Origin of the sequence: Sulfurimonas sp. HSL-3221 (assembly GCF_021044585.1) — a bacterium.
Taxonomy (GTDB): domain Bacteria; phylum Campylobacterota; class Campylobacteria; order Campylobacterales; family Sulfurimonadaceae; genus Thiomicrolovo; species Thiomicrolovo sulfuroxydans.
The window spans coordinates 1774000-1800265 of sequence record NZ_CP087998.1; the positions used below are offsets into that span (position 1 = coordinate 1774000).

The 26266-nt window shown below is 55.9% G+C and carries 26 protein-coding genes; 11 read left to right on the forward strand and 15 right to left on the reverse strand.

Annotated features, from left to right (window positions below):
* Nucleotides 1–289 precede the first annotated feature (289 nt).
* Entirely contained in the window at nucleotides 290–1618 is a 1329-nt protein-coding gene (locus LOH54_RS09150) for a DEAD/DEAH box helicase (RefSeq protein WP_231018619.1), read from the forward strand.
* Nucleotides 1618–1809 (forward strand): hypothetical protein, encoded by a 192-nt coding sequence (locus LOH54_RS09155; protein WP_231018621.1) that lies wholly within the window; start codon nucleotides 1618–1620, stop codon nucleotides 1807–1809. The genes LOH54_RS09150 and LOH54_RS09155 overlap by 1 nt, the downstream gene beginning before the upstream one ends.
* A gap of 373 nt (nucleotides 1810–2182) precedes the next feature.
* Here the strand turns inward: LOH54_RS09155 and LOH54_RS09160 are convergent, their stop codons facing one another.
* From LOH54_RS09160 to LOH54_RS09170, 3 genes are all read right to left on the reverse strand, one after another.
* A complete protein-coding gene (locus tag LOH54_RS09160; RefSeq protein ID WP_231018622.1) occupies nucleotides 2183–2368 on the reverse strand; it encodes a hypothetical protein in 186 nt (61 codons plus the stop codon).
* Between the two features lie 84 nt (nucleotides 2369–2452).
* Complete coding sequence (locus LOH54_RS09165) at nucleotides 2453–2671, reverse strand: cold-shock protein (RefSeq protein WP_283949359.1); 219 nt, start codon at nucleotides 2669–2671, stop codon at nucleotides 2453–2455.
* 170 nt (nucleotides 2672–2841) lie between these two features.
* A complete protein-coding gene (locus tag LOH54_RS09170; RefSeq protein ID WP_231018624.1) occupies nucleotides 2842–3294 on the reverse strand; it encodes a transglutaminase-like domain-containing protein in 453 nt (150 codons plus the stop codon).
* Nucleotides 3295–4047: 753 nt separating this feature from the next.
* On the opposite strand from LOH54_RS09170, the gene trhA reads away from it, so the two are divergent.
* A complete protein-coding gene (gene trhA / locus LOH54_RS09175) occupies nucleotides 4048–4719 on the forward strand; it encodes a PAQR family membrane homeostasis protein TrhA (RefSeq protein ID WP_231018640.1) in 672 nt (223 codons plus the stop codon).
* A gap of 15 nt (nucleotides 4720–4734) precedes the next feature.
* Nucleotides 4735–4863, forward strand: a complete 129-nt coding sequence (locus LOH54_RS12935) for a hypothetical protein (RefSeq protein ID WP_255707221.1) — start codon at nucleotides 4735–4737, stop codon at nucleotides 4861–4863.
* On the opposite strand, the gene LOH54_RS09180 is transcribed toward LOH54_RS12935, so the two are convergent.
* The 4 genes from LOH54_RS09180 to LOH54_RS09195 all read right to left on the reverse strand — a co-directional run bounded on the left by LOH54_RS09180 (nucleotide 4860) and on the right by LOH54_RS09195 (nucleotide 10475).
* The gene (locus LOH54_RS09180) at nucleotides 4860–5375 is read right to left on the reverse strand and encodes a hypothetical protein (RefSeq protein ID WP_231018642.1); all 516 of its coding nucleotides are present in this window, start codon (nucleotides 5373–5375) and stop codon (nucleotides 4860–4862) included. The two genes, LOH54_RS12935 and LOH54_RS09180, sit on opposite strands and share 4 nt — an antisense overlap.
* An 866-nt stretch (nucleotides 5376–6241) precedes the next feature.
* Entirely contained in the window at nucleotides 6242–7486 is a 1245-nt protein-coding gene (locus LOH54_RS09185) for a DEAD/DEAH box helicase (protein ID WP_231018644.1), read from the reverse strand.
* Between the two features lie 134 nt (nucleotides 7487–7620).
* Entirely contained in the window at nucleotides 7621–9594 is a 1974-nt protein-coding gene (locus tag LOH54_RS09190) for a ribonucleotide reductase barrel domain-containing protein (RefSeq protein WP_231018646.1), read from the reverse strand.
* A gap of 488 nt (nucleotides 9595–10082) precedes the next feature.
* Complete coding sequence (locus tag LOH54_RS09195; protein ID WP_231018648.1) at nucleotides 10083–10475, reverse strand: hypothetical protein; 393 nt, start codon at nucleotides 10473–10475, stop codon at nucleotides 10083–10085.
* A 292-nt stretch (nucleotides 10476–10767) separates the two neighbouring features.
* Between LOH54_RS09195 and LOH54_RS09200 the strand changes: the two genes are divergently transcribed.
* Nucleotides 10768–11508: a DUF4395 domain-containing protein gene (locus LOH54_RS09200; protein ID WP_231018650.1), complete on the forward strand. Its 741-nt coding sequence runs from the start codon at nucleotides 10768–10770 to the stop codon at nucleotides 11506–11508.
* A gap of 77 nt (nucleotides 11509–11585) precedes the next feature.
* Here LOH54_RS09200 and LOH54_RS09205 read toward each other — a convergent pair whose 3' ends face one another.
* On the reverse strand, nucleotides 11586–11783 hold the full coding sequence (locus LOH54_RS09205) for a hypothetical protein (RefSeq protein ID WP_231018652.1): 198 nt from the start codon (nucleotides 11781–11783) through the stop codon (nucleotides 11586–11588).
* 233 nt (nucleotides 11784–12016) lie between these two features.
* On the opposite strand from LOH54_RS09205, the gene LOH54_RS09210 reads away from it, so the two are divergent.
* The 3 genes from LOH54_RS09210 to LOH54_RS09220 all read left to right on the forward strand — a co-directional run bounded on the left by LOH54_RS09210 (nucleotide 12017) and on the right by LOH54_RS09220 (nucleotide 14117).
* Nucleotides 12017–12523 (forward strand): hypothetical protein, encoded by a 507-nt coding sequence (locus LOH54_RS09210; protein ID WP_231018654.1) that lies wholly within the window; start codon nucleotides 12017–12019, stop codon nucleotides 12521–12523.
* 2 nt (nucleotides 12524–12525) lie between these two features.
* Complete coding sequence (locus LOH54_RS09215) at nucleotides 12526–12972, forward strand: DUF2846 domain-containing protein (RefSeq protein WP_231018656.1); 447 nt, start codon at nucleotides 12526–12528, stop codon at nucleotides 12970–12972.
* A gap of 122 nt (nucleotides 12973–13094) precedes the next feature.
* A complete protein-coding gene (locus LOH54_RS09220; protein ID WP_231018658.1) occupies nucleotides 13095–14117 on the forward strand; it encodes a DUF21 domain-containing protein in 1023 nt (340 codons plus the stop codon).
* A gap of 13 nt (nucleotides 14118–14130) precedes the next feature.
* Here LOH54_RS09220 and LOH54_RS09225 read toward each other — a convergent pair whose 3' ends face one another.
* The 7 genes from LOH54_RS09225 to LOH54_RS09255 all read right to left on the reverse strand — a co-directional run bounded on the left by LOH54_RS09225 (nucleotide 14131) and on the right by LOH54_RS09255 (nucleotide 23430).
* On the reverse strand, nucleotides 14131–15129 hold the full coding sequence (locus tag LOH54_RS09225; RefSeq protein WP_231018660.1) for a lipid A deacylase LpxR family protein: 999 nt from the start codon (nucleotides 15127–15129) through the stop codon (nucleotides 14131–14133).
* Nucleotides 15130–15137: 8 nt separating this feature from the next.
* The gene (locus tag LOH54_RS09230) at nucleotides 15138–16265 is read right to left on the reverse strand and encodes an ABC transporter permease (protein ID WP_231018674.1); all 1128 of its coding nucleotides are present in this window, start codon (nucleotides 16263–16265) and stop codon (nucleotides 15138–15140) included.
* A complete protein-coding gene (gene rbbA / locus LOH54_RS09235) occupies nucleotides 16266–18986 on the reverse strand; it encodes a ribosome-associated ATPase/putative transporter RbbA (RefSeq protein ID WP_231018675.1) in 2721 nt (906 codons plus the stop codon). It abuts the gene before it with no gap.
* On the reverse strand, nucleotides 18983–19984 hold the full coding sequence (locus LOH54_RS09240; RefSeq protein WP_231018677.1) for an HlyD family secretion protein: 1002 nt from the start codon (nucleotides 19982–19984) through the stop codon (nucleotides 18983–18985). The genes rbbA and LOH54_RS09240 overlap by 4 nt, the downstream gene beginning before the upstream one ends.
* Nucleotides 19977–22334 (reverse strand): TolC family protein, encoded by a 2358-nt coding sequence (locus tag LOH54_RS09245; RefSeq protein WP_231018678.1) that lies wholly within the window; start codon nucleotides 22332–22334, stop codon nucleotides 19977–19979. Before LOH54_RS09245 ends, LOH54_RS09240 begins: the two co-directional genes overlap by 8 nt.
* Nucleotides 22331–22948 (reverse strand): TetR/AcrR family transcriptional regulator, encoded by a 618-nt coding sequence (locus LOH54_RS09250; RefSeq protein ID WP_231018680.1) that lies wholly within the window; start codon nucleotides 22946–22948, stop codon nucleotides 22331–22333. Before LOH54_RS09250 ends, LOH54_RS09245 begins: the two co-directional genes overlap by 4 nt.
* Nucleotides 22949–23058: 110 nt before the next feature.
* On the reverse strand, nucleotides 23059–23430 hold the full coding sequence (locus LOH54_RS09255; RefSeq protein ID WP_231018682.1) for an HIT family protein: 372 nt from the start codon (nucleotides 23428–23430) through the stop codon (nucleotides 23059–23061).
* 268 nt (nucleotides 23431–23698) lie between these two features.
* Here LOH54_RS09255 and LOH54_RS09260 point away from each other — a divergent pair, with 268 nt between their 5' ends.
* From LOH54_RS09260 to LOH54_RS09270, 3 genes are all read left to right on the forward strand, one after another.
* Nucleotides 23699–24154 carry a hypothetical protein gene (locus LOH54_RS09260; RefSeq protein ID WP_231018684.1) on the forward strand — a complete coding sequence of 152 codons (456 nt, stop codon included), beginning with the start codon at nucleotides 23699–23701 and terminating at the stop codon, nucleotides 24152–24154.
* 35 nt (nucleotides 24155–24189) lie between these two features.
* Nucleotides 24190–24873: a metallophosphoesterase gene (locus LOH54_RS09265; RefSeq protein ID WP_231018686.1), complete on the forward strand. Its 684-nt coding sequence runs from the start codon at nucleotides 24190–24192 to the stop codon at nucleotides 24871–24873.
* A 72-nt stretch (nucleotides 24874–24945) separates the two neighbouring features.
* On the forward strand, nucleotides 24946–26238 hold the full coding sequence (locus LOH54_RS09270; protein ID WP_231018688.1) for an APC family permease: 1293 nt from the start codon (nucleotides 24946–24948) through the stop codon (nucleotides 26236–26238).
* Nucleotides 26239–26266 lie beyond the last annotated feature (28 nt).

A 26266-nucleotide genomic window follows, 5' to 3' on the forward strand; every position in this document is an offset into this window, starting at 1 on the left:
CTGTTCAAATAAGCATCACAGACGCACGAGCAGATCACAAATCGACAAGACAAAACTGAATATCTTTGATATTGATATTGTCAACTCAATCAAAAAGAAAATGTAAACACCGTAGAAATATAGTATAATGTCATACTTTCAGCGCACCTCGGTCTGCGACTGACTCCGTTTCTGTTATCCTTCGATTGCTTTCCGCTCTCTTTTGATCGCCTTAACTAAATTATCATCATTCAGCCTAGACCGGCGCTTGTTTTCGGACTTTCGGTAGGCTCAATCAAAAAGAAGACACATGTCATTCACAACACTTGGCCTATCAGAGCCGATTTTACGCGCTGTTGCCGAAACCGGTTACACACAGCCCACACCCATTCAACAAAAAGCCATCCCGGTTGTCCTTTCAGGCAAAGATATCCTCGCCGGAGCCCAAACCGGAACCGGCAAGACGGCAGGGTTCACCCTGCCGATGCTGCAACTGCTAAGCACAAAAGCTACCTCCAGAGGCAAACGCAGCGTCCGTGCACTGGTGCTGACACCGACACGCGAACTTGCCGCCCAGGTGGGAGAAAGCGTGAAAACCTACGGGAAATTCCTCCCGCTGCGTTCCACGATTATTTTCGGCGGGGTGAACATCAATCCCCAGACGAATGCACTTCGCAGCGGCGTCGATATCGTCGTTGCAACACCCGGGCGGCTGCTCGACCATGCGAATCAGAAGAACATCGACCTTTCAAAGGTAGAAATGCTTATCCTCGACGAAGCGGACCGCATGCTCGATATGGGCTTTATCCACGATATCAAGAAGATCTTCAAAATGCTGCCACAGAAGCGTCAGAACCTGCTCTTTTCAGCAACCTTCTCCAAAGAGATCCAGACCCTGGCCGATTCACTGCTGAACAAACCCGAACTCATTGAAGTTGCCCAGCGGAATAAGACCTCCGATCGTGTTCAACAGACGGTGCATCTTATCAGGCAGGATCAAAAACGAGCTGTGCTCTCGGCATTGATCAAAAACAACAACTGGGCACAGGTACTGGTCTTCACCCGCACCAAACACGGAGCGAACCGCCTCTCAAAACAGCTGATCGATGACGGCATCGCGGCGGAGGCGATCCACGGCAACAAGAGCCAGAGCGCCCGCACCAAAGCACTGAAGGCGTTCAAAGAAGGCAAGGTCCGCATTCTGGTCGCCACCGATATCGCCGCACGCGGTCTGGATATCGACCAGTTACCGCATGTCGTCAATTTCGAATTGCCGAATGTCCCGGAGGATTATGTCCATCGTATCGGCCGGACCGGACGTGCCGGCAATGAAGGCGAAGCCGTCTCACTGGTCTGCCCCGAAGAGATGGCTTTTTTGAAAAGCATCGAAAAGCTCATCAAGGCAGAGATCAAACGCAAGGATGTCGAAGGTTTCAACATACCGGTGTTCAAAAAACGCGAAGCTTCATCAAATCCATCTTTGAAACGTTCTGAAGTCAAAGTACAGGCTGAAATGAACAAGCCACGCAAACACCCTGAGCAGAAGTCCCAGCGCGGACATCACAAGCAAAGGCGCAAGCCCTCCAACAAAACGCACATGTCTTCATACATCGGACAGATGCAGGCGGAGGTGCGCTGATGGGACGCAGTACACAGACGTTTGAAAAACGCCGCAGGGAAATTGAAAAACAACAGAAAAAAGAGGCGAAGCGCCTGAAGAAAGAAGCGAAGAAAAATGGCGAATATGAGCCATTACCGGAAGTGTACATTGCGGAAGAGGAGACAAACCCGACTGATGTAAAAATGTCGGAGACAGAATCCGGTTCATAGCAGTTAATCAGGTAAATCGTTTCCTAGTCGCTTGAAAACATCCGACTTTTTCCCTATGATCACAAAATGTAAAGATCCTGTGCAGTTGAGTTACCGATGACAAAGGAGACCTGCTGTCCCACAGAGAGTGGTCCAACCTCCCTCATAGAGTTGTAGTGAATCTGACTTTGGTCGATTGTAATTGTTTTACTATTCAATTTTTGTCGGATAATGCCGTATCCCTGGTCGAGACTGTACCAAATGATGGTTCCTTCTACTCGCTGTGACATATGTGATCCTTTAAATGTATGGATCGCCAACCGGCATCGCGGCAACGGCTGAAGAACATGAATATATGATTGAAAAATGTTTGCGATGCGGGAAATGGTTACGTTCAGTCCCTGAGGTTGAGCCAGGAAGCCGGATTTAGAAAAGTCAATCCGCTTTCCATCCATATTTCTGATTCACTGTTTCTTGCGTAGATGTGACCATCGATCAGCTTGTAGCGGATGCCGGTAATCACACTGGTCAGCTGTTTACCCTCTTTTAATGCCTTTAACACGGCTTCTCTGCTATCCATGTAGATCCTTGAAATCGCTCTATAAAAGAACACAAGCCCTCTTAGCTGAACGCATTCAGGGCAGCACACGCTGCCGGCAGAACATTACAGCAGCGTAACGTTCTCTGCCTGAGGACCTTTTTGACCCTGCCCGATACTGAAGGTAACTTTCTGACCTTCGTTCAGTTCTACGCGGCCATAACCGCTGTTGTTGACCTGACGGAAATGAACGAATACGTCATCTCCACCGTTTTGAGGGGCAATAAACCCAAAGCCTTTTTCACCGTTGAACCATTTGACGGTTCCATTGATCATATCTGCCACAGCAAATCCTTGTGTATGTTTGTCGAAAAGTAAAGTGGAGTAATCTAAGAGGAGAGAATAAAACTGCGACCGATAGTCTTCAATAATGTGCAAACCAAGATGAAACTCTAAATCATCTTTCAATACGGACAGTATACCTGAACCGCGCCGATATAGCAAGGCTACGTCGATTAACCGGAGGAAGGCATAGCTATCCGTTCGACATTGACAGACATATTCAGGAGTTCGACGGGATCGCCAAATTGCGTATAGATGGCAACGTCGGCCGCATCCCGTCCGTAAGCGATCGCAATGCGCCCTCCGCGCAGATTGCTTTGTGTCGGATCGAACGTATACCAGCGACCGCCCACAAAGGCTTCAAGCCAGGCGTGAAGGTCCATCGGTGCGAGGTGTTCCAGGTAGCCGACGACCATGCGTGCCGGTATCGACAGCGCCCGGCAGCAGGCGATGCCCAGATGGGCCATGTCGCGGCAGACGCCGCGGCCCGTCTGGTTGAGTTCGGCGGCGCTGATGATCTGCTGCCCCATACCGGGTGCGTACTGAACGGTATTGCGGATATACTCGACGATGGCGGTGCACTGGTCGTATCCGGCAGCCCGGCCCGCCGTGATCGATCTCGCCATTTCGGTGAAACGGTCCGATTCGCAATAGCGGCTCGGATAAAGAAACGGTAATGTCTCGCTGGGTAACTGCTGCACTTCGACAAACGGAGCTCCTGCAGAAATATCACAAACGTCCGATGTTTCGAAATCGCCGGAAGTATGCACGGTAAAATACCCTGCAGGTGCGACCAGCCGCTGACACAGATTGCCGAAGGTATCGGTAAATTCCACTACCGGAACACTCGGTGTCAAAACGTAATGTTCGCTGGAAACCCACTGCTGCCACCCGCTCTGCGGTCGCAGCATCAGCAGGAACGGTGTCGGTACGGGAATGCTGAATTCAAGGAAACAAGAGGCGTGTAACCACATAACAATCCTTCACAGTACTGCGAGCGTCTTTTTAACGTCATCATTTGTAGCGGATGGGCTTCTTGATTAAGTCCGGCAATTATTGCCGCCATCAAGCTCTATATTTGATCAGTAGCATCAGTGCATCCGAACCCCATGAACTTTCTATTATAGCGCGCAACAAATCATTTGCAGGTATGCGGTACGCCAAACTTTCACCCTACATAAACATAACGGAGGCGCGGACCGAACACCCGCCGGTTATCTTCCGCATCAAGCCGCATCACGTTGAAAACGAGTAGTATTTCAATAAACAAACTATAATTTGCTTTGTATAAAATATAAAAAAAGGAATGGCCGTCTAATCATGCAAACGCCGTTTGATTGCATACGAAGGCTATAAAGTGTAAAGCATAATTTTCCATCATGAATCCTGTTTCTGATTCCGGGCATAATGATCCGTTCAGCACCATCAGCCACATGGTGGCGGCACTCGTTTTTATCTGGTACGGCTTTCGATTGATTTTGCTGTCGCACGGTACCCGTCTGCGCGTTATTTCCGTCGGCATCTATGTATTTTCTGTCATTTTTTTGTTATCGATGAGCGGTGTTTATCATTATCTTGAAACAGGCGGCGAGGCGCGTGCCGTTTTGCAGCGGCTCGACCATGCGGGCATTTTCGTCCTGATCGCCGGTACCTTTACACCGATTCACGCCATCCTGTTCCGCGGTTTCCTCCGATGGGGATTCCTTGCATTTGTCTGGACCTTTGCCGTCACGGCGCTGACCCTGAAAACGATCTACTTCAACGATCTGTCGGAGTGGGTTGGATTGACGCTGTACATCGGCTTCGGCTGGCTGGGGGTCGTTTCCGGTTATGCATCGTACCGGCTGTACGGATTCGCGTTCATCAGGCCGTTGTTATTCGGCGCCCTGGCCTATACCGCCGGGGCCAATATGGATTTTCTGCGGTGGCCTACGGTCATCCCGGGTGTGATCGGGCCGCACGAGATGTTCCATATCGCGATTATTGCCGGTATCGCCTGGCACTGGCAGTTCATCGACCGCATCGTCAAACGGCAAACTGAAAGGGCATGAGCAAACGGAAAGCGGATGCATGCGCTTTTGTGCGACAGGGCGTTTCGGACCATTGACGGCATGCGGAAAAAGAGCCGTAAGGAAAACGAGATGAAAAGCGGACCGGCGGGAGACCCGGCGGCCTCGGAGGAAGCGGCGGCCTAGAACTTGAGCGCGCACGCCTCTTCGTAGCTTTTGGGCGCCGCGCGCAGGGTGCTGCCCTTGAGCTGGTCGTAAAGGGCGTCGAGTTTCTCCTCGGCGCCCATGCGCTTGAGCTCCTTCTTGTCCATGTCGGCGGATTCGACGAGCTCGTTCCATACGGAGCTCTCGTCCAGCGAAAAAGCGTAGACGGTTACGCCCTCGTAGACGAAAACGGCATCGCTCGCCAGGTCACCGACAAAGAGTGTCGTCAGGGTTTTAGGAGAGAGGACGCTTTTGTAGCGTTCGAAGGCCGCTTCGAAGTCGTCAAAGCTTGCCAGCTCTCCGGCGAAAAAGAGCATCTTTTCCTCGTCCGAAATGGCGATGGCCTGTTTGAGCATTGTCTGGGGCTTGGATTTGCCCTCGGTGACGACGAGCGCCCCGCGGTAGCCGTAACGGCCCGGTACGCCCAGCGCGCCCTTGAGCGCCGGCTGCCACTCCAGTTTGTTGTCGTAGATGTAATCGATCGGTGTTCCCATGGGAGTTCCTTGGTGTGAACCCATCGTAAAAATGTCATGAATGAACGAAATATTATCTCTGCTTCCGCGTTCAGAAATCTTTGCAATGCAATTCGAGATTTGCTTCGTTCAAGTTATGTGTAAGCACCGCAAGAGAGATAGCTGCCGTTACGCTTGTAGGAAGAATAAAAAATATGCATAAATCATACCAATGGATGGGCCGTTTTTGTCGTGAAAATTAGATAGACGTATAACAACTGTCAGCCGTTGGCTTCAATAGTAGTTTGACGCCGGGGCTCACGTAAAAAGTGATTGAGTTAGAATATACCCCAGGGGTTGAATCTCCATTTCACTTGTCTCCGCCTCGATTAAAGAAAAAATCGTCTTCGAAAAATCATTTGCCTATTTTTCTCGCTCCCTTGTCTATACAACGTAGGAACGATGAAAGATGCGGGCTTTTTATGAACGTCTGAAAGCCAACGGCAAACACTCGACTGCTGCACAGATTGCCGTCATGAGAAAAATCTATACTGCCACTAAAAAACTGGACAGCAGTTTAAGATGCGATCTTCCTAAATGATACAATTGACGAAGCATTCTGGTGCCATTATGGTGCCATTCATTACTAAAAAAAACGTGTTTATTGAGGAAAGTCAAAAATACGAAACCCCGTTGTTTCGGTGTCTAGCGGTATTGTGTAGTTCTTTCAAGGGCATCCAGTATCCGGAGCCATTTTCTTCGACGCTTTTTCCTAAACTCTTCGTTGTCACAGCACTCACGTACAATAGTACGCTTCGCACTGTTCCGCCTTGATTTTAGAAAAAATCGTCTTCGAAAAATTCTTTCATAATCTAAATGCAAATTGATTGAGAGTGTATACTCGCCGCCTAGCGCCCTTCGGCCTCTTTTTGGGCCTGTTCGCGCAGACGGTCTTTCTTGCTTTTTTTCTTTCCCTTTACCGGGGCCGGGCCTTTTGTCTTAACCGGGGCTTCGCCGGTCAGTTCAAAGCCTTCGACCCGCTCGCGCGGCAGCCGGATCTTCGCGCGTTTTTCGATGACCTTGAAATGCGCCTGCGTCTCATGGTCGATGAACGAAACGGCCGTGCCCGATTTTCCGGCGCGCCCTGTCCGCCCGATGCGGTGGATGTAATCCGCCGGGGAGCGCGGAAGGTCGAAGTTGACGACACAGTCGATATCCTCGACATGCAGTCCCCTCCCGACGAGATCGGTGGCGAAGAGGATGCGGAACTGTTTCTGCTTGAAATCCTCCAGCGTCGCGCTGCGCTCCTCCTGCGTGAGGTCGCCGTGGAACGACTCCGCCGAAAAGCCGTACTTGCGGAACTTCGCGGCGATATTGTCCGCCGCGCGCTTGTTGGCCATAAAGACCAGAACCTGCTCCCACGGTTCGCTCTCCAGCAGATGGCGCAGCAGCGGCCCGCGCTTCTCGCGGTCCACCTCGATGACCCGCTGCTCAATACTCTGAACCGTCGGTGCCTCCGACGCAAAGGCCACTTCCACGGCTTCCTGCGTAATGCGCGATGCGATAGCCTGCATCTTCGGCGGATAGGTCGCGGAAAAAAGAAGATTCTGCCGCTTTTCGGGAAGCTGCGGCAGAATAAGATCCAGCTCTTCGGCAAAGCCGAGGTCAAGCATCTTGTCCGCCTCGTCGAGGACCAGGAACTCCAGATGCGAGAGGTTCATCTGCTTCTTGCTCAGTACGTCGATGAGCCGCCCGGAGGTTGCCACGACGACATCGCACCCCTGCTGCACGGCGTAAAGCTGATCGCCGATGCGCTCGCCGCCGATGATGCTGACGACCTTGGGCGGCTTCGGCAGGAAAGCGCCGAAGGTCTCGAACGCCTGCGCCACCTGCAGCGTCAGCTCCCGCGTCGGGGTCAGCACCAGGGCCTTGATCTTCGCCTTGCCCTCCCCTTTGCGCTGCGACCAGAGCTGCAGGAGCGGCAGCACAAACCCGGCGCTTTTGCCGCTGCCCGTCTGCGCACGTGCTATGACGTCCCTGCCTTCGAGCAGCAGCGGGATCACCCGCTGCTGTACGGGCGTCGGTTCGACGTAGCCGTTCTCCCGCAATGCGCGTTCGATCGCGCCGATAAGTCCGAGTCCGGTAAACGACATGAAGGTTTCCTCATAGTTTGTTGCACGTATTTTAGGGGGTTTGGGCTTTAACGCACATCGTCACCATGCATCGGCTGCAAAAAGCCGGTCAGTCGGCCCTCCCTTACACCATGCTGTTAGAAAAATTCATCCGCTCACAGCTCGCAGGTATCGTTTGAACAAAAACGGCTTTCGATCCCGTCGCTGTCCGCAAACTTGTTCCAGTCGATATGCGGCATGGCGGCAAGCTTCTCTTCGTAGGTTTCCCGGGAGATCCCTTCGTAGGGCATCTGCTTGTAGGCCCCGCTCTCGGAGTGCGGCAGCATGGAAACCGATTTGATCACCGGGGCGAACTGCGCGAGCATGTGCTCGACCTGGTGCCCCTCTGTTTCGGGATCGAAATAGACGGTGCAGCTGACCATGTTGTCGCTCCATTCGCGCTGTATCATGGCGAGGAAAGCGAACTGCTCCCAGGCGGAAACCTCGGTCGCCTTTCGAGTTTTTCCCTGGTCGATCGGAAACGCGAAAACGGTCGTGTTCTCGCTGTAGACGTCGGGTTCATGCGCAACGCCCGCCGCCTTGAGCAGACGGCAGACCGCGGTATCATTGCCGACGCGCATCCGCCGCAAAGCGTATTGGAACGTCGGGAAGTGCATCCCGGAGCTCACGCCCGCCAGCTGCGAGATCGTCCCCGAGGGCTTGATCGTCGTCACCCGGATGGAGGGCGGTACGCCGGCTTCAGACGCCAGTTTGCGGTTTGCCGAGCGCACCACCTTGTAGCCCCTGCGCAGCCGCCTTGTCAATTCGGTCGCCCCCAGCTGGTCCAGCATGTCCGCCATGCCCGAAAGACTGACCCCAATGCGCCGGTTGCGGACCACGATCGCGTTTGTTTCGGGGCGATGCGTCGGCAGCAGCGCGACCGTTGAAGCGTAAAACGTGGCGTACTCCAGTACCCTATAGAAGTCGTCTTCCCCCGCGCATCGCGACGGAAAGACCTCGGCCAGGTTGCACAGCTCGTAACTCTCGAGCGGTATCTCGCTGCAGGGGTTTGCCAGCCACGCCCGGTCTTCGGACTCTCTGCCGTAGCGCCCGTATTTTTGCACGTTGATCAGGTTCATGATGCCCGGTTCGCCGTTGGCGATAATGTGTTTTGCGATGATGGGGAGTTTCGCAAAATCTTCCGTCTTTTTCAGCACAACGGTGTTGTTTGACATCCAGCCGATCTCGGCACGTTCGGGGAAACGTTCATAATCTTTCAGGGAGAGAAAGCTCTCATCCTCCGCCGACCCCAGGGCGATCTCGGCACTGCGGCGCACATTGCCGGCCACGACACAGGCGCCGATGGCATTGAAGATATCGGCGGTGCAGCGCGTCGCATCCGTTTCTCCGGCGCAAAAAGCGTCCAGATAGCTCTCTATCCTTCGGTGAAGCGTCTTGAGCGGCTCCGGTCCCGAAGCAGTACCGCCGAAGCCCCTGATAGGCGCCCCCGCGGGCCGGATCATATCGTAGTCGAATGTGAACCACGCCCCGCCCCTGGTGTAGCTTTCGATCAGCAGCCTTACCGATGCGACCCACCCTTCCCTGCTGTCTGGAATGACAAAAGGTACCGGGCGCGATTTGTCCGGCACGGCCGTACCCCGCCCCTTCCATGCGGTGTTGAAACCGACCCCGACGCCGCACATCAGCATGTCCATCGTCCAGTCCGCGGCGGTGGCGAGGTCGGCGGTGTCGACCGCGCCACAGTTGTTGAGCGCCGCGGCGCCCCGGGTGTAAACATACTCCGTGCCCATCGCCCAGAGCCCCCGCCCCGGCGGCAGCCATTTCATCTCGAACATCGCCTCGGCCATTTCGGCAGCGTACGACTGCCAATACCCTTCGTCCCAATGCAGCCTGCTCAGCGCATAATGGTGTTTTCGGACGGACATCACCCCGTTCGTCACCCGGATGACGGTATCGGCCCAATGCTCCTGCGATCCGTCCTCCATTTTCCGACTGTAAGTTCGGTAGTACGTCGTTTCCCCAAAACCGCCAAAGCCGAACTCCGGTTTGCGCTGCCGCAGCGCGCCGCAGATCTGCTCTTTAAGTTCAAACCGCTCCGTAATCATCATCTTTGTGTCACTGTCACTCATCCCTCGTCTCCTTGCTGTCCTATGCAACAAGTATAGTACGATTTCCACAAGCACTCGATGATTTCTGTCAAAATGTTCCTACCCCATCTCTTCTGACGCCGTTTTGAAAACATCGGCACACAAAACAGCATGAGCTCCCCTGCGTAATCGCTGCTCTTACGTTCAATTTACAATCGCGAAACAATCAAGGCATCTGAAGCAGGGATGAGTATCTTGGAAAGTAAAAAAGAGCGTAGCGCCAAAACCCTCCTAGAGAGTTTTGACTATATATTACTGTAACACTAGAACAGGAGCTGCTACAGAACAATCGAAGTTAGAAATACTGTTGATATACACTGTGCCTGAAGTCACAAGTACAGCCTCTGAAAAGAGATCGATATTGTATGAAGCATCTACTTTAAAGGTTTCTGTAGATGAATTAACATCATATGAAAGTCCCGTAGTTGCATCAGATGTGAACTCCAGAATGCCGCTCTGCATCGAATATGTCAAGTAACCATAATCGTAATCGGGGTCATCGACAAGCAGTTCGGAACCGTAAGCAGTTCGGAACCGTAAGCACGATCTTGTGTATACGCATGATAATCATAGCTTCCAACTGCATCCGTACAGAAGTAATAATCGATATTTGAGGCGTCATAGGTATCCAGAGCAAAATCAAGATCGACATTAATGTGATATCCCATCACGCCCGTAGCATTCAGATCTGCAAAGGTGACGTTGATGTCACCGACGCCAAAATTACCAGAAGAGCCAGAAGAACCGCAACCGCCAAGGCCCAGGGCCAAAGTACCTACAAGAATAGATAAAATATAGTTTTTAATTGTTATATCCCAATATTTAATATCGCCTATACTACATTCATAGAGGTTACATATCACTTAATTTTTGACATGTATATAAATATCTTACAACTATAAATAATATATACTGTATTTAATATTGGAGTCTGAAAGCTTCGAGCGCATCCTTGTCAAATCAGACGAGCTCATTACAAAGCTAATGAATAAAGAAAAAAACATATTTTTCGAAGCCCACTCTTTTCAAAATTTGTTATAATTCGTCCCGCATCAAAACTTTATCACAATGCAAAAGCGTGGATCCCTTGTTCATACGATGTTTATAGAAACAGGGAATGCTTGCACATACACTCACGCATCCAAAGGAAGTTTTTTGAACCTTCAGAGTTTTTTATGGGATTATGGAGAAAAAGTACCCGGGTACGACGTCAGAGTCGTCAATGAAAGAGAAGCCAGAGCCGCGGCGGGGATCCTTGGAATCCTCGGGACCATTATCATCTTCGTCGGGATAGGCTTCAACCACATCATGGCAGCGAGAATCTATTTGGCCTTTTTATTTATAGATTTTACGCTGAGAATGATCAGTCCGAAATACGTCCCTTCCCTGCTGCTGGGCAAGTTTGTCGTGCAGAACCAGAAACCGGAATATGTCGGCGGACTGCAGAAGCGCTTTGCGTGGACGCTGGGCTGGCTGATCTCCCTGCCGATGGTCTGGTGGTTCGTCATCAACTGGGACATCACCTTCTACAAAGTACTTATCTGTGTCCTCTGCGCGTCGCTGATGTTCCTGGAGAGCGCCTTCTCCATCTGCGTCGGCTGTATGATCTACAAGCTGCTCACGCGCATTGACCCGGTCCACTGTCCGGGCGGCACCTGCGAGCTCCGTATCAAAGAGCCGATCCAGAAGTTCAACCCGGTCCAAAAGGTGATCGCGGCCCTGACCGTCGTCGGCTTCCTGGTGGGCACCTACGCCTTTTTGGCCTACGAGGAGCCCAAGACCTTCTTCGGCGAGTTTCTTCATGAAGCCGTTTTGACGGAATCGCAATTGATCAAAGAGAAAGAAGAAGCGTACCAGAGGGAGCTGGAGAAAGAGTTCGGAGACGACGACTTCTAGTACCCGCTCTTTTTCTGAGCGAAAATGGCACCGTCCATTGTTTCACTCCCAAAGGGTGCCCTGCCCAATCAGCCAGTTCAGTGGCCGGCCAAAGCGTCAGCCTGCTGCTCCTGTTCTTTCGTTTTCGCGTTCATCGTCTGCGTAACGCTTTGTGCGTCATGCATCACGTCGATCTCCTGCCGAAGCATATGATCGCTCTTGTCACCTTCCGTTTTCTGATCGGAACAGCCTCCGAACAGCGTTAAAATACATACGAGTCCCCATAACGTTTTCATCACCTGCATCCTTACGTTGAATCCGCTCTATTCTAAGCTGTTGACACCCATCTGTCAAATGCTGCAATAAAAAGTCTCTCCTCTTGAATACATATACAAAAGACAATACTGTCCGGATTGCCGACCCCATACTGATAAATTATTTTAATAAATCATGCGATACACTCTGAACAGTTGATAACTATTTTATTTTCTTAAAAACACTCCGGCTGCCGGAGGGGAGGAAGATCTGCATGAAAATCAGCGCGCTGCCTATAGTCTTCATATTGTTTTTCGGACTGGCGGGATGTTCATCCAAATATCTTACAGAACCAAAAATAGAAACCATCAAGACTGACGCCACCGCCTACCTTGAGGGCAGAATCGACTACGCAAAAACGAACAGGGATTATCTGCCGTCTTCTCTCAAATCAGATCCGGATTCCACGCGTGTGCTTCATTACGATTATGAGGTCACCTATGTAAACGGGGACATCGATTACGATGCATTAAATCTGTTCAATCCTCTGGTACTGGTCGGGTTTCCCCTCAGTGATTCCGACGTTGTCGTACAGGGGAAGCTCGATGTGATCGATGCCAATGCAACGACGATCTCCTTCAAGGCTGTCTGTGTCGCCAAAAGCACCAGAAACCTCTTTAAAAACACCAACCTATCCGAAGACAGAAAAAAATGTCTGGATGAAGTCAAAAAAAATATCGATTTGCAAGTCAGAGTAAGTCTAACAAAAGGAGAACTGTAATCATGCGATTTAAACTTACCACTACCACCTTGCTGGCACTGGGTACAGCAATCATCATGTCCGGATGCGGCGCAAAAGGGCCGACCTTTTCGAAAATCGAAAAGCCTGAAAAAGACATGGGACTTGTCTACATATACCGCCCGTCAAGTTTTATAGGAGGCGGTATCTATTATGATATCCATGTGACTGATCAGGATGGCAATGACAAAGTGATCGGCACGTTGAGAAACGGCGGCTATTTCCAATACACCAGTCAACCGGGCGAAAAAGAGTTCTGGGCCAAAACAGAAGCCAAAAGCTCCGTCACGATTGATATTGAACCGAACAAAATGTACTGCATCAAAGGAGAGGTCGGTATCGGATTTATCGCCGGAAGACCCCACTTGACAGTTGTTGACAACAAACTATGCGAAGAAGAGATCAAAGATACGCAGTTAAGCAGTGACTGAGACAAGCTGCCTACGGAGTCGCTATTAACTGCAAAATTTCTCCTCTCCCATGCAGGGCAACGTCTCCGTGCGTTTCGACAGGAACCCGAGGTGCACTTAAGCCCTCCATAGTAAAATTGCGTATGGAGATTACATCTTTGGACCTGCTCAACTGGCTCGGTATCGCCTTCTGCATCACGCAGTCGGCGATGTTCTCCGGGCTCAACCTCGCTTTTTTCAGCATCAGCAAAATGCGACTGCATATCGATATGTCCAAAGGCGATGCTGCCGCGGCAAAGGTCTACGCCATGCGCGAAGACCCGAACTTTCTGCTGACGACGATCCTCTGGGGCAATGTCGGCATCAACGTTCTGCTGACCCTACTTTCCAATTCCGTGATGGCCGGCATCATCGCCTTTGTCTTTTCGACCTTCGTCATCACCCTCTTCGGCGAGATCATCCCCCAGGCTTATTTCTCCCGAAACGCCCTTAAAATGGCCTCCACACTGACCCCCCTGCTGCGCTTTTACCAGCTGCTCCTCTGGCCGTTGGCCAAACCCTCTGCCAAGATGCTCGACCTCTGGCTGGGACGGGAGGCGGTGCAGTTCCTGCGCGAAAACGAGATCGAGGAGATGCTCAAACTGCATATCCAGGAACGCGATTCCGAGATCACGCGGACCGAAGGGGTCGGCGCACTGAATTTCCTCGCCATGGACGACCTTAAAGTCGGCGAAGAGGGCGAACCCATCGAACCGCTAAGCATCATTCCCCTCAAGTTCGAGGGCAGCGTGCCGCAGTTCCCCGAAATCGCCTCCTCGTCCAAAGACCCCTTCTTGCGCCGGGTCCAGAGACCCCACAAGTCATGGATCATCCTGACAGACATGCGTGACAACCCCCGCCTCGTCATGGATGCCGACGGCTTTATCAACGCCGCCCTCTTCGAATTCGACACCTTCGACCCCATGGAGCACTGCCACCGCCCGACAATCATCACCAATATGGAAACGACACTCGGTTACATTCTGCCGGGTCTGCAGGTCGATCCGGAGCATATGGAAGACGACGTCATCGACCAGGACATTATCCTAGTCTGGGGAACCGAACGGCGCATTATCACCGGGGCGGACATTCTCGGGCGGCTGCTGCGGGGCATCGTGGCAAAATAACTACGATGCCATCTTACGGTACCTGTAGCACCAGGTTCAAACGCCCGAAATAGTTGGAGCGGACATACTGCCCGATCGGACGGCTGGGGTAGAGCTCCAGCGAAGCCCGCAGCCTATTGTAATAGAGATCGAATCCCAGCAGCCCCGTGATAATCGTCGTCGGCATCTCGAAATCATACCCGTGCTGTTTGGCGTACTCATGCATGTAAAAATAGCCGATCACATCGGCGAAAAGAGCGAGGTTGACGCTCCATCCCCACGTCCTCCTTCGTGTTTCCAGGTTAAGCTGGTGGGCAAGCGAACGGTTGACGATCCCACTGATCGTGACAAAGTTTTTGGGAGCATTCTCCCCAATACGCACGGCCGTGCCCCCGCCCGCTCCGACATAGCTGCTCCCCGCATTGACAGAGAGGCTGTTGAACCACTCGAAGGTGTAACGTTCTGCGACACGGACAGAGTATTGGCGCGTTCCCATCACATAGCCGGCCTGGAACAGCAGCCGGGCCGGCACCTGATTGTCCCACCCCTGCGGTTCATCGATCCGTAACAACCGGTGCAAACCCTTCTGCACGACTTCCGCCCCCGAAGAGGGCCCCATGACCCCCAGCGTCATCAGCACCTCGTGGAAGATATGCTCATTCCAGATAAACAGCGACGCTGTCAGGGCCGTCGACCCCATATAGGGAACGTCATCGTAGACGGGTTCGGTCTCATTCGTATCTTCGGGTGTAATGGCGATCCCCTGGAGGCTGATGGCCCCGTTTTGCTTCATATCGGAGAGGTCAAACGGGTAAACGGCCCTCAGCAGATCGCGCATCCCCCTGACGTAGCCGTATTGAAAACTCCCCTTTTCACTTGCACCCAGTTCATCGCTCATCCAGCCGACCTGGAAACCGCCGGTGTATTTGTCGTCCGACCCGAAGATCATGTCGTTGTCGATCGAAAACGACCAGCTCTGTGCAAAGAGCGGCAGGAACAGCCCCGCCGACAGCAGCCCGATGATGAAACGCACTATCACCCTCATGAAGCAGTGGCCAGGCTACGGCGGAAGAAAAAGAGCCCCAGCAGGAAAAAGACGACGCCGATCCCGCTGATGGCAAGCAGCTCCGGCCAGACGATGTCAATACCGGCGCCGCGATAGAGCACCGCCTGCGCCATGCTGACGAAGTGGCTCGTCGGCATCAGCAGCATGACGTTCTGCAGCCCCTGCGGCATGCTTTCAAAGGGAGTCACCCCTCCCGAGAGGATCTGCAGCGGCAGGATCGTAAGAATGATGATCAGCCCCAGCTGCGGCATCGTCCGGGCGACCGTTCCCATAAAGATCCCCATCGACGTCGTCGAAAACAGCATCAGCAACGATCCGAACAAAAAGAGCGTCAGCGACCCCTCGACGGGGACGGAAAGAATTCTCTGCACGACGATCTCGATCGAGAACGTGACACCGGCAAGCACGACAAGGCCCATCGACCACACCTTCGAGAGCATGATTTCCGCCGCATTCAGCGGCATGACCATCAGGTGTTCCAGCGTGCCGTGTTCCCGCTCGCGGATCAGCGCCGCTCCTGCGAGCATGATGGAGAGCAGCGATATCTGCCCGATCACCTCCATGATGCTGCCGAAACGGATGCTGTCGAGCGTGGGGTTGTACTTCATGCGCGTGACGACTTCCACCGGCAGCGCTGCCGATGTCCTTTGACCGTAGAGGAACTCCCGGACTTCGTCGTTGACCATCTGCTGGATGTAGCCGGCCCCGATGCCGGCCTGGGACATCCGCGTCGCGTCGATGTTGACCTGGAGCGTCGGATGCCTCCCCTGGAGCAGCTCCTTCTCGAACGAGGGGGGTACCGTGATAATAAAGGTGTAGCGTCCCTCTTCCATCCCGGCGTCGGCCGCTTTGGCACTGATCAGGTCCGGCGGAAGGAACCGGGGCAGGTAGAAGGCGTCCATGATCCGCATGGAGAGGGCCGAACGGTCCGCGTCGACGAAGGCCACGGGCACATTGACCAGCTCCGTCGAGGTGGAGGTCGCCTTGACATAGATGGCGAAGGTAAAAGAGTAGATGATCAGGAAAAGCATCATCTTGTCCCGCAGCAGGCTGCGAAGCTCCTTGATGCCCAAAAGGTAGATGTTCGCAAGATGCTTTTTCATCTATTGCTCCTGCTGCTTCAACGCCGCGATGCTCAGCAGCGTGATGATGACGACCGCCGCCGCCAGGGCCGCGAAGTCGCGGGAGAGGTCACTGAGGGTGAGCGCCTTGCTGAAGACGCCGCGGCTGATGTTGATGAAGTAGGTTGCCGGGTAGATCTCACCGATGACACGCCCCGCCCCTTCAAGCGAGCTGACGGGTTCGCTGAGCCCCGAGAAGCTGATAGTCGGCAGCAGCGTCAGAATGGCCGTCGCCGCCAGAGCGGCGACCTGGGTCCGGGTAAACGCGGACATGAGCAGCCCGAGGCCCGTCGTGATCGTCACAAAAAGCAGCGCTCCAAGGCTCAATGTCATCAGGCTCCCTTTGAGCGGGACCCCGAACAGCAGGACGGCGATCATGACCAATCCGAAAAAACCGACCATGCTCACCGCGATGTAGGGGAGCTGCTTACCCAGCAGGAACTCAAGGCGCGTGACCGGGGTGGCGTAGAAGTTGGTGATGGAACCCAGCTCCTTCTCCCGCACAACGCTCAGTGCCATCAGGATCGACGGAATGAAGACCAGCAGGATCGGGATGATCGCAGGCACCATCGCGAAGATACTTTTGAAGTCCTGGTTATAGCGGTAGCGCATCTCGATGTCGACGGGCGACAGCGCGGGGACATAGCCCAGCGTCCGGCGTGTCAGCTCCGTCAGGTAGTTGTAGTGCATCCCGCGGATGTAGCCAAGGATCGTTTCGGCGCGGAACGGCATCGCGCCGTCGATCCAGACACCGATCTGCGTCTGCTGTCCCCGCGTCACATCCCTGCCGAAGCCCGGGGGAATCTCGAGAGCGACGGCGACCTCCCCGCTGCGCATGCGCCGGTCCAGGTCCGCCTGCGAATGCAGCGGCGGCCGCTCGAGAAAATAGCGCGACCCCGCCAGGCTCTGGACGTAGTCGCGGCTCTGGGGGCTCTGATCCCGGTCAAGCACGGCGAAATGGAGGTCCTCGACGTCCATTGTGATCCCGAACCCCAAAGTGAGCATCAGCAGCACAGTCCCGAACACGGCGAAAGTGAGCCGGACCGGGTCGCGCAGCAGCTCAAGCGTTTCGCGGTAACTGTAGCCGAAAAGGCGCATCGGGCTGAAGAAACGGTTAGGCGTCCTCACACGGTGCGGCTCCGGCGTCGGCTCCACAGCGCTCTGCCCCTTCTCCCCCTCCCCGATCGCCTCTTCGAGGTAATCAATAAAGGCCTCTTCAAGGCCCGTCTTCCCCCGGGAGCGGATGAGTGATGCCGGCGTATCACTGGCCAGGACCCTCCCCTGATGCATCAGCGAAATACGGTCGCAGCGCTCGCCCTCGTTCATGAAGTGGGTGGAGATAAAGATCGTGACACCGTCGTGACGCGCTAGGTCAATCAGCAGCTCCCAGAAGCTGTCGCGCGACACGGGGTCGACGCCCGAGGTCGGCTCGTCGAGAATGAGCATCTGCGGCCGGTGCACGACGGCGACGGCAAGGGAGAGGCGCTGCCTGATGCCGAGCGGCATCCCGTCGGGGTAGCTGTGCTCGTAGGCTTCGAGCTTGAAGCGTTCGATCATCTCGTCGACCCTCGTCTCGACCTCCTGCGTGGGAAGGTGAAAGAGCTCGGCGTGCAGCACGAGGTTCTGCCGCACTGTCAGTTCCGCGTAGAGCGAGAAAGACTGGGTCATGTAGCCGACTTTGTTCCGCGTTGCGAGGTCGTGACGCTCGCTCCGGACGCCGAAAAGCCACGCCTCCCCCTCGCTGGGGTGCAGCAGTCCGGTCAGCATCTTCATCGTCGTCGTCTTCCCGCAGCCGTTGGAGCCGAGAAAACCGAAGATCTCGCCGCGTTTGATCCGGAAACTGACATGATCCACCGCCGTAAAATCGCCAAAATGCATCGTCAGCCCCTCCGCGGCGATGGCTTCCTCCGCGTCCGCAAAGTTGCCCGGGGGGACGACGAGGGTTTCATGCCCCCGGCGTTTGTGTTCGGGCAGCAGGCGGATAAACGCTTCGTCGAGCGTCTCCGTACCGGTCTGCTTCCGCAAGGCATCGGGGGTCCCGGTGGCCAGCACATGCCCTTCGTCCATCGCCACCAGCCAGTCGAAGCGTTCCGCCTCCTCCATATAAGCCGTGGCGATAACCACGCTCATCCCCTCCCTGTGGGAGCGGATGCGTTCGATCAGCTCCCAGAACTGCCGCCGCGACAGCGGGTCAACCCCCGTCGTCGGTTCGTCGAGGATCAGCAGGTCCGGGTCGTGGATCAGAGCGCAGCAGAGCCCAAGTTTCTGCTTCATCCCGCCCGAAAGCTTCCCGGCCGGCCGCGCTTTGAACGGGGCCAGTCCCGTGCTCTCCAGCAGCTCCGTGATCCGCGCTTCGCGCTCCGCACGTCCCTGGGCGAACAGGCGGCCGAAGAACTCGACGTTTTCATACACCGACAGGGACATATAGAGGTTCTTGCCGAGGCCCTGCGGCATGTAGGCGATGCGCGGGCAGACCGATGCGCGGTAGCGTGCATCGGCCATGTCACCCCCGAACACCTCCACGCGCCCCGCTTCGATGCGCCGGACCCCGGAGATCAGCCCGAGCAGCGTCGATTTTCCCACGCCGTCGGGGCCGATAAAGCCCACCATCTTGCCTGCCGGAATCTCCAGGTTGACGCCTTCGAGCGCCTGAGTCTTGCCGTAGCGGTGGGAGATTTCTGCAAGGGTGACCACACTGTTCATGGCGTCGGATCATCCCCCGGCAGGCGGTTCAGGCGCTCGGGCCACGGTGTCTGCGCGTCCATGCGGACATAGGCGCTCCCCGGCAGTCCGATCTTGACCCGCTCAAGATAGCGGCGCAGCAGGGCTTCGTCGACTTTCACCTTGATCCGGAACATCAGCTTTTCGCGCTCGCTCTGCGTTTCGATCTCTTTGGGAGTGAACTGCGCCTGCGGGGAGACGAAGGTCACCGTCGCCGGGATCGTGACATCGGGACGCGCATCCAGGATGATCCGCGCCTCGCTGCCGACGTCGATGCGCCCCGCCTGAGCCGTCGGCAGGAAAATCGTCATATAGACGTCGGTCAGATCCAGCAGTGTCAGCACCTTTCCGCCACCGCCGATGATCTCCCCGGGTTCGCGGAGCCTGTAGAGGACCCGTCCGTCGATGGGCGCGTAGAGCCGGCTCTCTTCGAGGTTTGCCTTGATCGTATCCGCCTGCGCCCGCGCCGCATCAATGGCGGCTTCCGCACTGACGACCTGCGCACGCGCCGCCTCCAGGGCAGCTTCGGTAACGTTCAGGGCCGACTCGTGCTGCTGCAGCTGTACCAGCGGGATGTTCTTGTTAACATAGAGATTCTTGGAGCGTTCAAGGTTTTTGCGCGCAAGGGTCCGTTCACTCTCACGCTGCTTGACCACGGAGAGTGCGAGTTTGCGCTGCTGCTCCGCCTGGCGTACCTGCGCCAGGGCCTGGGCGTAACGGGCATCAAGCTCGTCGGTGTCCATCACCGCCATCAGGTCCCCTTTTTTGACCATGTCCCCCTCGTGTACGGTGATCTCGTCAAGCCTTCCGGGCAGTTTCGTTTCAATATCGACCATCGTCGCCTCGATGCGCCCGTTACCCATCGCGATCGTCTCCGGCAGGGAAGGCCCTTCTAACCGGAGCAGTATGAAATAGAGGGCACCGGCCGCAGCGGCCAGCAGCAGAACGATGCCCGCACGTTTGAAAAATGGGTTATTCATAGGTTTCCTTTTTGAGCGGGTACGCTTCCGGGGTTACGAGCGCATGACGCAGTCTGGTGATAAAATCTCTGCGCGCCTCCGGGTTCATGAAAAAATCGAAACGCCCGCCGTCATACTGCAGCTGCATCAGATCGACGAGGAAACGGTAGCGGGTGTTCACCGCACCGAAATCGGCGGAGAGGGCCGCATTCTGCGCGACAAGCAGGTCCGCCAGCGTCCGGTTCCCCAGGGCGTAATTCTCCCGCACAAGGTTGTAGCTTTTGCGTGCGCTTCCGGCCGCCGACTGCGCCAGTGCTATCGCCGGGTACGCGGCACGCAGCGTATGCAGGTCCCCCCGGATCCGCTGTTCCAGTGCCGACAGCCGCTCGAGGCGGTCCGCTTCCAGCCGTCTGACCCCCAAGTCTGAGCGTGCGGCACGGGCGCTGCGCCCCCCGCCCTCGAACAGCGGCAGGGAGAGCGACACCCCCGCCATCCAGTTGGTCTCATCCTCCAGGCTGAACGCCGCACCCGGCGTACGGGTCTCGTCGAAGACATGGGTCACTTCGCCGTACAGCGCGATATCCGGGGACCAGTAGGCCCGCCGATCGGAACGGTATTGCCGGCGCTGCGCCGAAAGCTGCGCTTCGACCGCATCCAGGTCCGGCGAAACCTTCTGTGCCTCGGCGACATAAAACGCGTTTAGCCGTTCGAACGACACGGCGTTACTGATACGTCCGAGCAGACCGCTATCGCTGATCACGAGGGCAGGATCTTCCAGGGTCACTTCTGTCAATGCGTACCTGTCGGTGATGGGCCGGTGCAGGATACGGTTGAGCTGTTCATACGCCCTGGCAACATCGGCCTCGGCCCGCAACCGCGCCTGTGTCGCCACCGCGATCTCGCTCTCCCACTGGTAGACGTCGGAGAGGTCCGTCATCCCCGCATCGACACGCTGTCTTGCCATCGCAAGGTTGGCCTGCATCAGCCGCTCGTTCTCCCGGCGGATATCGAGCAGTGTTGTGGCTACGTGCGTCTGCAAAAACGCCGTGGTCGCCTGTCGGACCACCTCCAGTTCCAGCCCGCGCTGCTGCGCCCTGCGCCCTTCCTGCAGCGATTGTTGCACCGCCAGCCTGGCCAGCGCCCTCTCCGAGAAGAGGATCTGTTGCAGCTTTAACGTACCGTCCGTACTCTTCTCGGCGTAGAACCCCCCTTCGACGTAGACGTTGTCGCCGTTGCGCTGGGTGTAGAGCAGCTCGGCACTCAATTGGGGCAACAGGACCGAACGTACCTCATCTATGCTCTCTTCCCCTTCCCGAACCCCCAGTTTGCCGGCGATCACATAGAGGTTCTGCTTGAGCGCCGTCTCCGCTGCGCTGACCAGGTCCATCGCTTTGCCGTCATCGGCCGACTCATGCAGCAGGCGCGCCTGTGCCAGGACACGGAAGGGCGGCGAGATCTGCATGGCGCGCGCGACCGCCATATCGATGCGCAGCACGCTCTGCGCTTCGAAAGCGACGCTCTGGCGCTCCGCCGCCCCTCCCCCGGCGATCGCCACGATATTCAGGGCACTGCGACGCAGACGCCGCAGGCGTTCATCGGGGACGAAGAGATCGGCCAGCACGCCCGACCCCACCCCGGGTTCGAAACCGAGCGAGAACACGGGAAGCTTCTCCCGGCGGAGGTCATCCATCAGCGCCGTGCGTGCTGCCGCAGCGAGCCCCGACATCTCCCCAAGCAGCACCGCCCCGCTTCCTTCGGCGAGACTGTAGCTCCCATCGGCGGCCACCGGCAGCACCGCGAGCCTGACCCCCTGTGCTTCCGCCCGCTCCGCGGCACGCGCCGCCATTTCCGGGAAGAGCGCAAGGACACGTGCATCGACCAGCAGCGATGCCTGCTCGAACGGTACGATTTCGCGGTAGCGCTCCAGTGCCGCACCGAACGTGCTATGGCCCAGGACAAAGTTGACGTTGCGGACACCGCTCCCGTCCCCTTCCGGTGCGATCCCCCGCAGGCCGGCACCTTCCGCAAAGGGGATCACCGTCGGCTTTTGCATGGCACCCTTTGAGAGGGCGACCTCCCCCGCCAGCGTACCCAGGAGGACGATCATGTCGACCTTCGAATCCTTTTGCAGGCGTTCGATCGCGGCAGCGGTACGGGCAGTGTCGCCCCCTCCTTCCATCTGCATTGTCTCCGGGAAAAGGAGTTCTGACGGGTTAGGGGCGAGCTGTTTCACTTCCGTCACCAGTGCCGCCCGGTCCCGGGCAAATGCTTCATCGTAACGGTCCGCGACGATGCCCACATTGAGGGCGGAAGCCAAAACGGGAAACAGAAGCAGCGCCACTGCGCCCCAACGTCTACATCCGGTTGTCATCTGATCCCCCTTTTTTTGTCAGCGGTTTTATGCTGTGCGTCCGTGTAAGACCCTCTCGTCTGGCAGATGAAGGTATCGCACAACTGCTCGGCGAGTGCCTGCGGGTCTCCGCCTGCTACCACCCAGAATTGCAGGTAACCGTGCAGCTGTCCGTTGAAGGCATAGGCGCACAGTTGGGCCGCCCGTTGGTCAAGGTTTGGATTGATTTTTGAAAAACATGACGCCAGGAAAGCATAGAGTTTTTGCGCACTCTGCGGGAACTCGTTCCCAAGGGCACTGAAAAAAAGCGGGTTGTTTCGTACCCCCTCTTCCAATACAAGTCTGCCCTGCTGCACCATCTCGAAGATCATGGAGGCATAATGCTGCAACTGTAGGACAGGATCGTCCGCGTTTAAACGGTCAATCCCTTCAAAGAGCATTGCGATTTTCGCTTCGATGTAGGCAAGGTATATGCCCTCTTTCGAACCGAACATCGCATAAACAGTACTGATGGAAACGGATCCGGCTTTGGCCAGCTCCGCTACTTTGAACTGCTGAAAACCCTCACGCTCCAACATCTGCGCGGCCATTTCCAGCAGTTTCACTCTTTTCGTGTCCGGTACGCTCTTTGTCATATGGCACACCTTGTGTTGTGTGCTTTAAGTATAGGAGCCATTTTCTTAAGAGTAATTTAATTACTGAGAAATTCCCGCAGGCTGTTTTTGATGTAAACGCGCGTGGCCGGTCAGTACTTCCGTTTTCGGGGGATCACGCCGCGAACCCCGCCCTTGGGGTCATCCATGTCCCCCCGGCGGCGCGGGATCAGGTGCATATGGACATGAAAGATCGTCTGGCCGGCGTCGGCGCCGACGTTGATGCCGATGTTGAACCCACTGATCGTCTCATCTAACGCAAGCAGGCGCGCTTTTTGGTGCTGAAGAAGATCGTGCATAGCGGCGATCTCCTCCTGCGTCAGTTCAAAATAGTCCGCGACGTGGCGCTTCGGGATGATCAGCGTGTGCAATCGCGTGACCGGGTATTTATCGTAAAAAGCAAACGCGAGGTCGTTCCCGTCGACGATCGTGTTTTCAGGCAGGTGGCAAAAGATACACTTCATAGACATAGGATGACAGAATATCCATTAAAATGCCTTTCGCCCGCATGCATCGTCTTTTATGCATCAATAAAATTGATATAATTATTGTCATCCCATCGAAAGAGGGTGTGTAGGCTTCGGTATCGTCTCCTTTGCTATGCCTCTCTTTCAAATAGGTGTTTTATTGCCAAATCCGCACAGGATTTACATAAACATAAGAAAACACCTGTAACAATGGGAAATACCGATTTTCATCAGGCGGTACGTTTCGCGCCAAAGGAGTGCTTGCATGAAATACGTCCTTATCCTCTCACTGATCGCCGCTTCCCTGTTGGCCGAGATCGATGTCAGACAGAATATCAAGGCCCTTTATATGGGGGTTCCCCTGACAAAAAACCAGATGAATTACATTCTGGACAACCAGACCCAAATCCTCAGCCTTATGAAGGCCCAGGCGATCCAGACGGTCGGTGCACAGCAGATCCATGACAGCAACGTCGTGGAGTTCATGCTGCGCAGTGACGGCACTGCCGACAGCTACAGAGTCCTTGACCATGCCAGCCGACGCAATATCGACCGGCTCAGCGAACTCGTCGTGATGGAGGGGTACAAGCAGATGCCCGTTCCCCCCATGGACACCCCTATCCGCTTCATTATCCGGTACCGTACCGGTAATATGGAGAACGCCGTCGACCTCACACCCGAGCCCGAACCGCAGCCGAAGAAGAAAAAACGCGTACGCTGACCCCTTTCCCGGGGCAGCACCACTCACCCACGCCAATGCTACACTACTGCATCATCGGCGACGTCCACGGCTACTATGACAAACTGATGCGCCTCATCGCCCAACTGCCGAAGGAAGCGCGGCTCGTCTTCGTCGGCGACCTCATCGACCGCGGGCCGGATTCGGCAAAGGTCATCGCCTTTGTACGCGAAGGCGGACACTTCTGCGTACGGGGGAATCACGAAACGTTCATGCTGTCGCAGCGCCCCGAAAACGGGCGGCGATGGGAAGCGAACGATGCCTATCATCTCTGGATGCAAAACGGTGGCAACGCGACCCTCGCCTCGTACGGACTGCACGACTATCCCTCGTTACGGCAGGAAGGAAGCACCCCTCTGCTCCGCCCTTTTTTCCGCGATATTACGTGGCTGGAGACGCTGCCTTACTACCTTGAGCTCGAGGGGTGCAGCGTGGCCGGCCGCCGGGTCGTCGTCTCCCACGCCTCCGTGTCACGCATCTGGCCAAAGCGCCAAAGCGACCGTGAGGCCTTCAACCGCGACGTCCTCATTAACCGCGATCCCCCCGCGCCGCTCCCCGGCATCTACAACGTCTTCGGACACACCCCTTTTCGCACGCCTACGCTTTACGATTACGCGGCGCGCATCGACACAGGCCCCTATCTCTACGGCACGCTTAGCGCCCTCGAAGTGCCGTCGCTCAAACTGTTTGGCAGCACCTGACGCAGACGTTTCAAACCAAAGGTTAACCGCGGAAGCGTTACCATAGCTACATCCCAACCCAAGGCGGCAACAGTGCAAACGTCCCGGAAAAGTATCGGTCTTGTCGGCGCCGTCGCCATCGGCATCGGCGGCATGGTCGGCGGGGGAATCTTCGCGGTGCTGGGCGAAGCGGTTTCCCTCTCCCGCGGGGCCACCCCGCTGGCCTTCCTCTTCGGCGGCATCGTTGCGCTGCTGACCGCCCTCTCCTACGCGCGCCTCTCCGTCGCCTATCCCGGGCGCGGGGGAACCGTCACTTACATCGACAATGCCTTCGGCAATACCCTCGCCTCGGGCAGCGTCAACCTCATGCTCTGGCTCAGCTACCTTGTCACCATCGCCCTCTACGCCGTCGCCTTCGCCGCCTATGCCCACACCTTTTTTCCCGACGGTCCGCCGCTGCTGCGGCATATCCTGATCTCGGCGGCCATCGTGCTGCCGACGGCCATCAACCTTGTCAGTAGCACCTTCGTCAGCCGTTCGGAGAGCTTCATCGTCGGGATAAAGATGCTGCTGCTCGCCGTCATTATCGTTTCCAGTCTCCCCTACCTCCAGGCGGCCCCTTTCGAGCCGCGCCACTGGGGACCCCTCTTCTCGATCGTCTCCGCCGGAATGATCATTTTCGTCGCCTATGAGGGGTTCGAGCTCATCGCCAACGCCTCCGAGGACATTGCCGACCCCAAGCGCAATCTTCCCCGCGCCTTCGTACTCAGCGTCCTGATCGTCATCGCCCTCTATGTGCTCATCGCCGCGGTGACGGTCAGCACCGTTCCCGAAGCGGTGCTGGAAAAGGCCAAAGATTACGCCCTGGCCGTCGCGGCGCAACCGGCACTGGGACACGGAGGGTTCATCCTCGTCGCCGTCGCCGCACTGCTGGCGACCTTCTCGGCCATCAACGCCACCATCTACGGCAATGCCCGCCTGGGCTATACCCTCGCCAAAGATGGCCGTCTGCCCGAAGCCTTCGATGCGGAACGGCGAAACGAACCTTTCATCGGCATTCTCGCCACCATGGCCGCCGCACTGCTGATCGCCAATACCTTCGACCTGACCGAGATCGCCATCATCGGCAGCGCCGGTTTTCTGCTGATCTTCGCCCTCGTCAACGCCGCGGCGCTGAAACTGGCCGAGGCGACCGGCGGCAACCGTTTTCTGCACCTGTCAGCCCTGCTGCTGAGTGCATGCGCACTGGCAATACTGCTTTATCATACCTGGGAGGAGAACGGCCGTGCCGTCATAATCTTCGGGGGGTTCATCGCTCTGTCGGTCCTCTTCGAGAGCCTCTACGGACGGAGGGTTCGGGGGCACTTTCTCGATCGCCCCTATTGAGGGAATTTGAAGCACGTTTGCCCCCTCA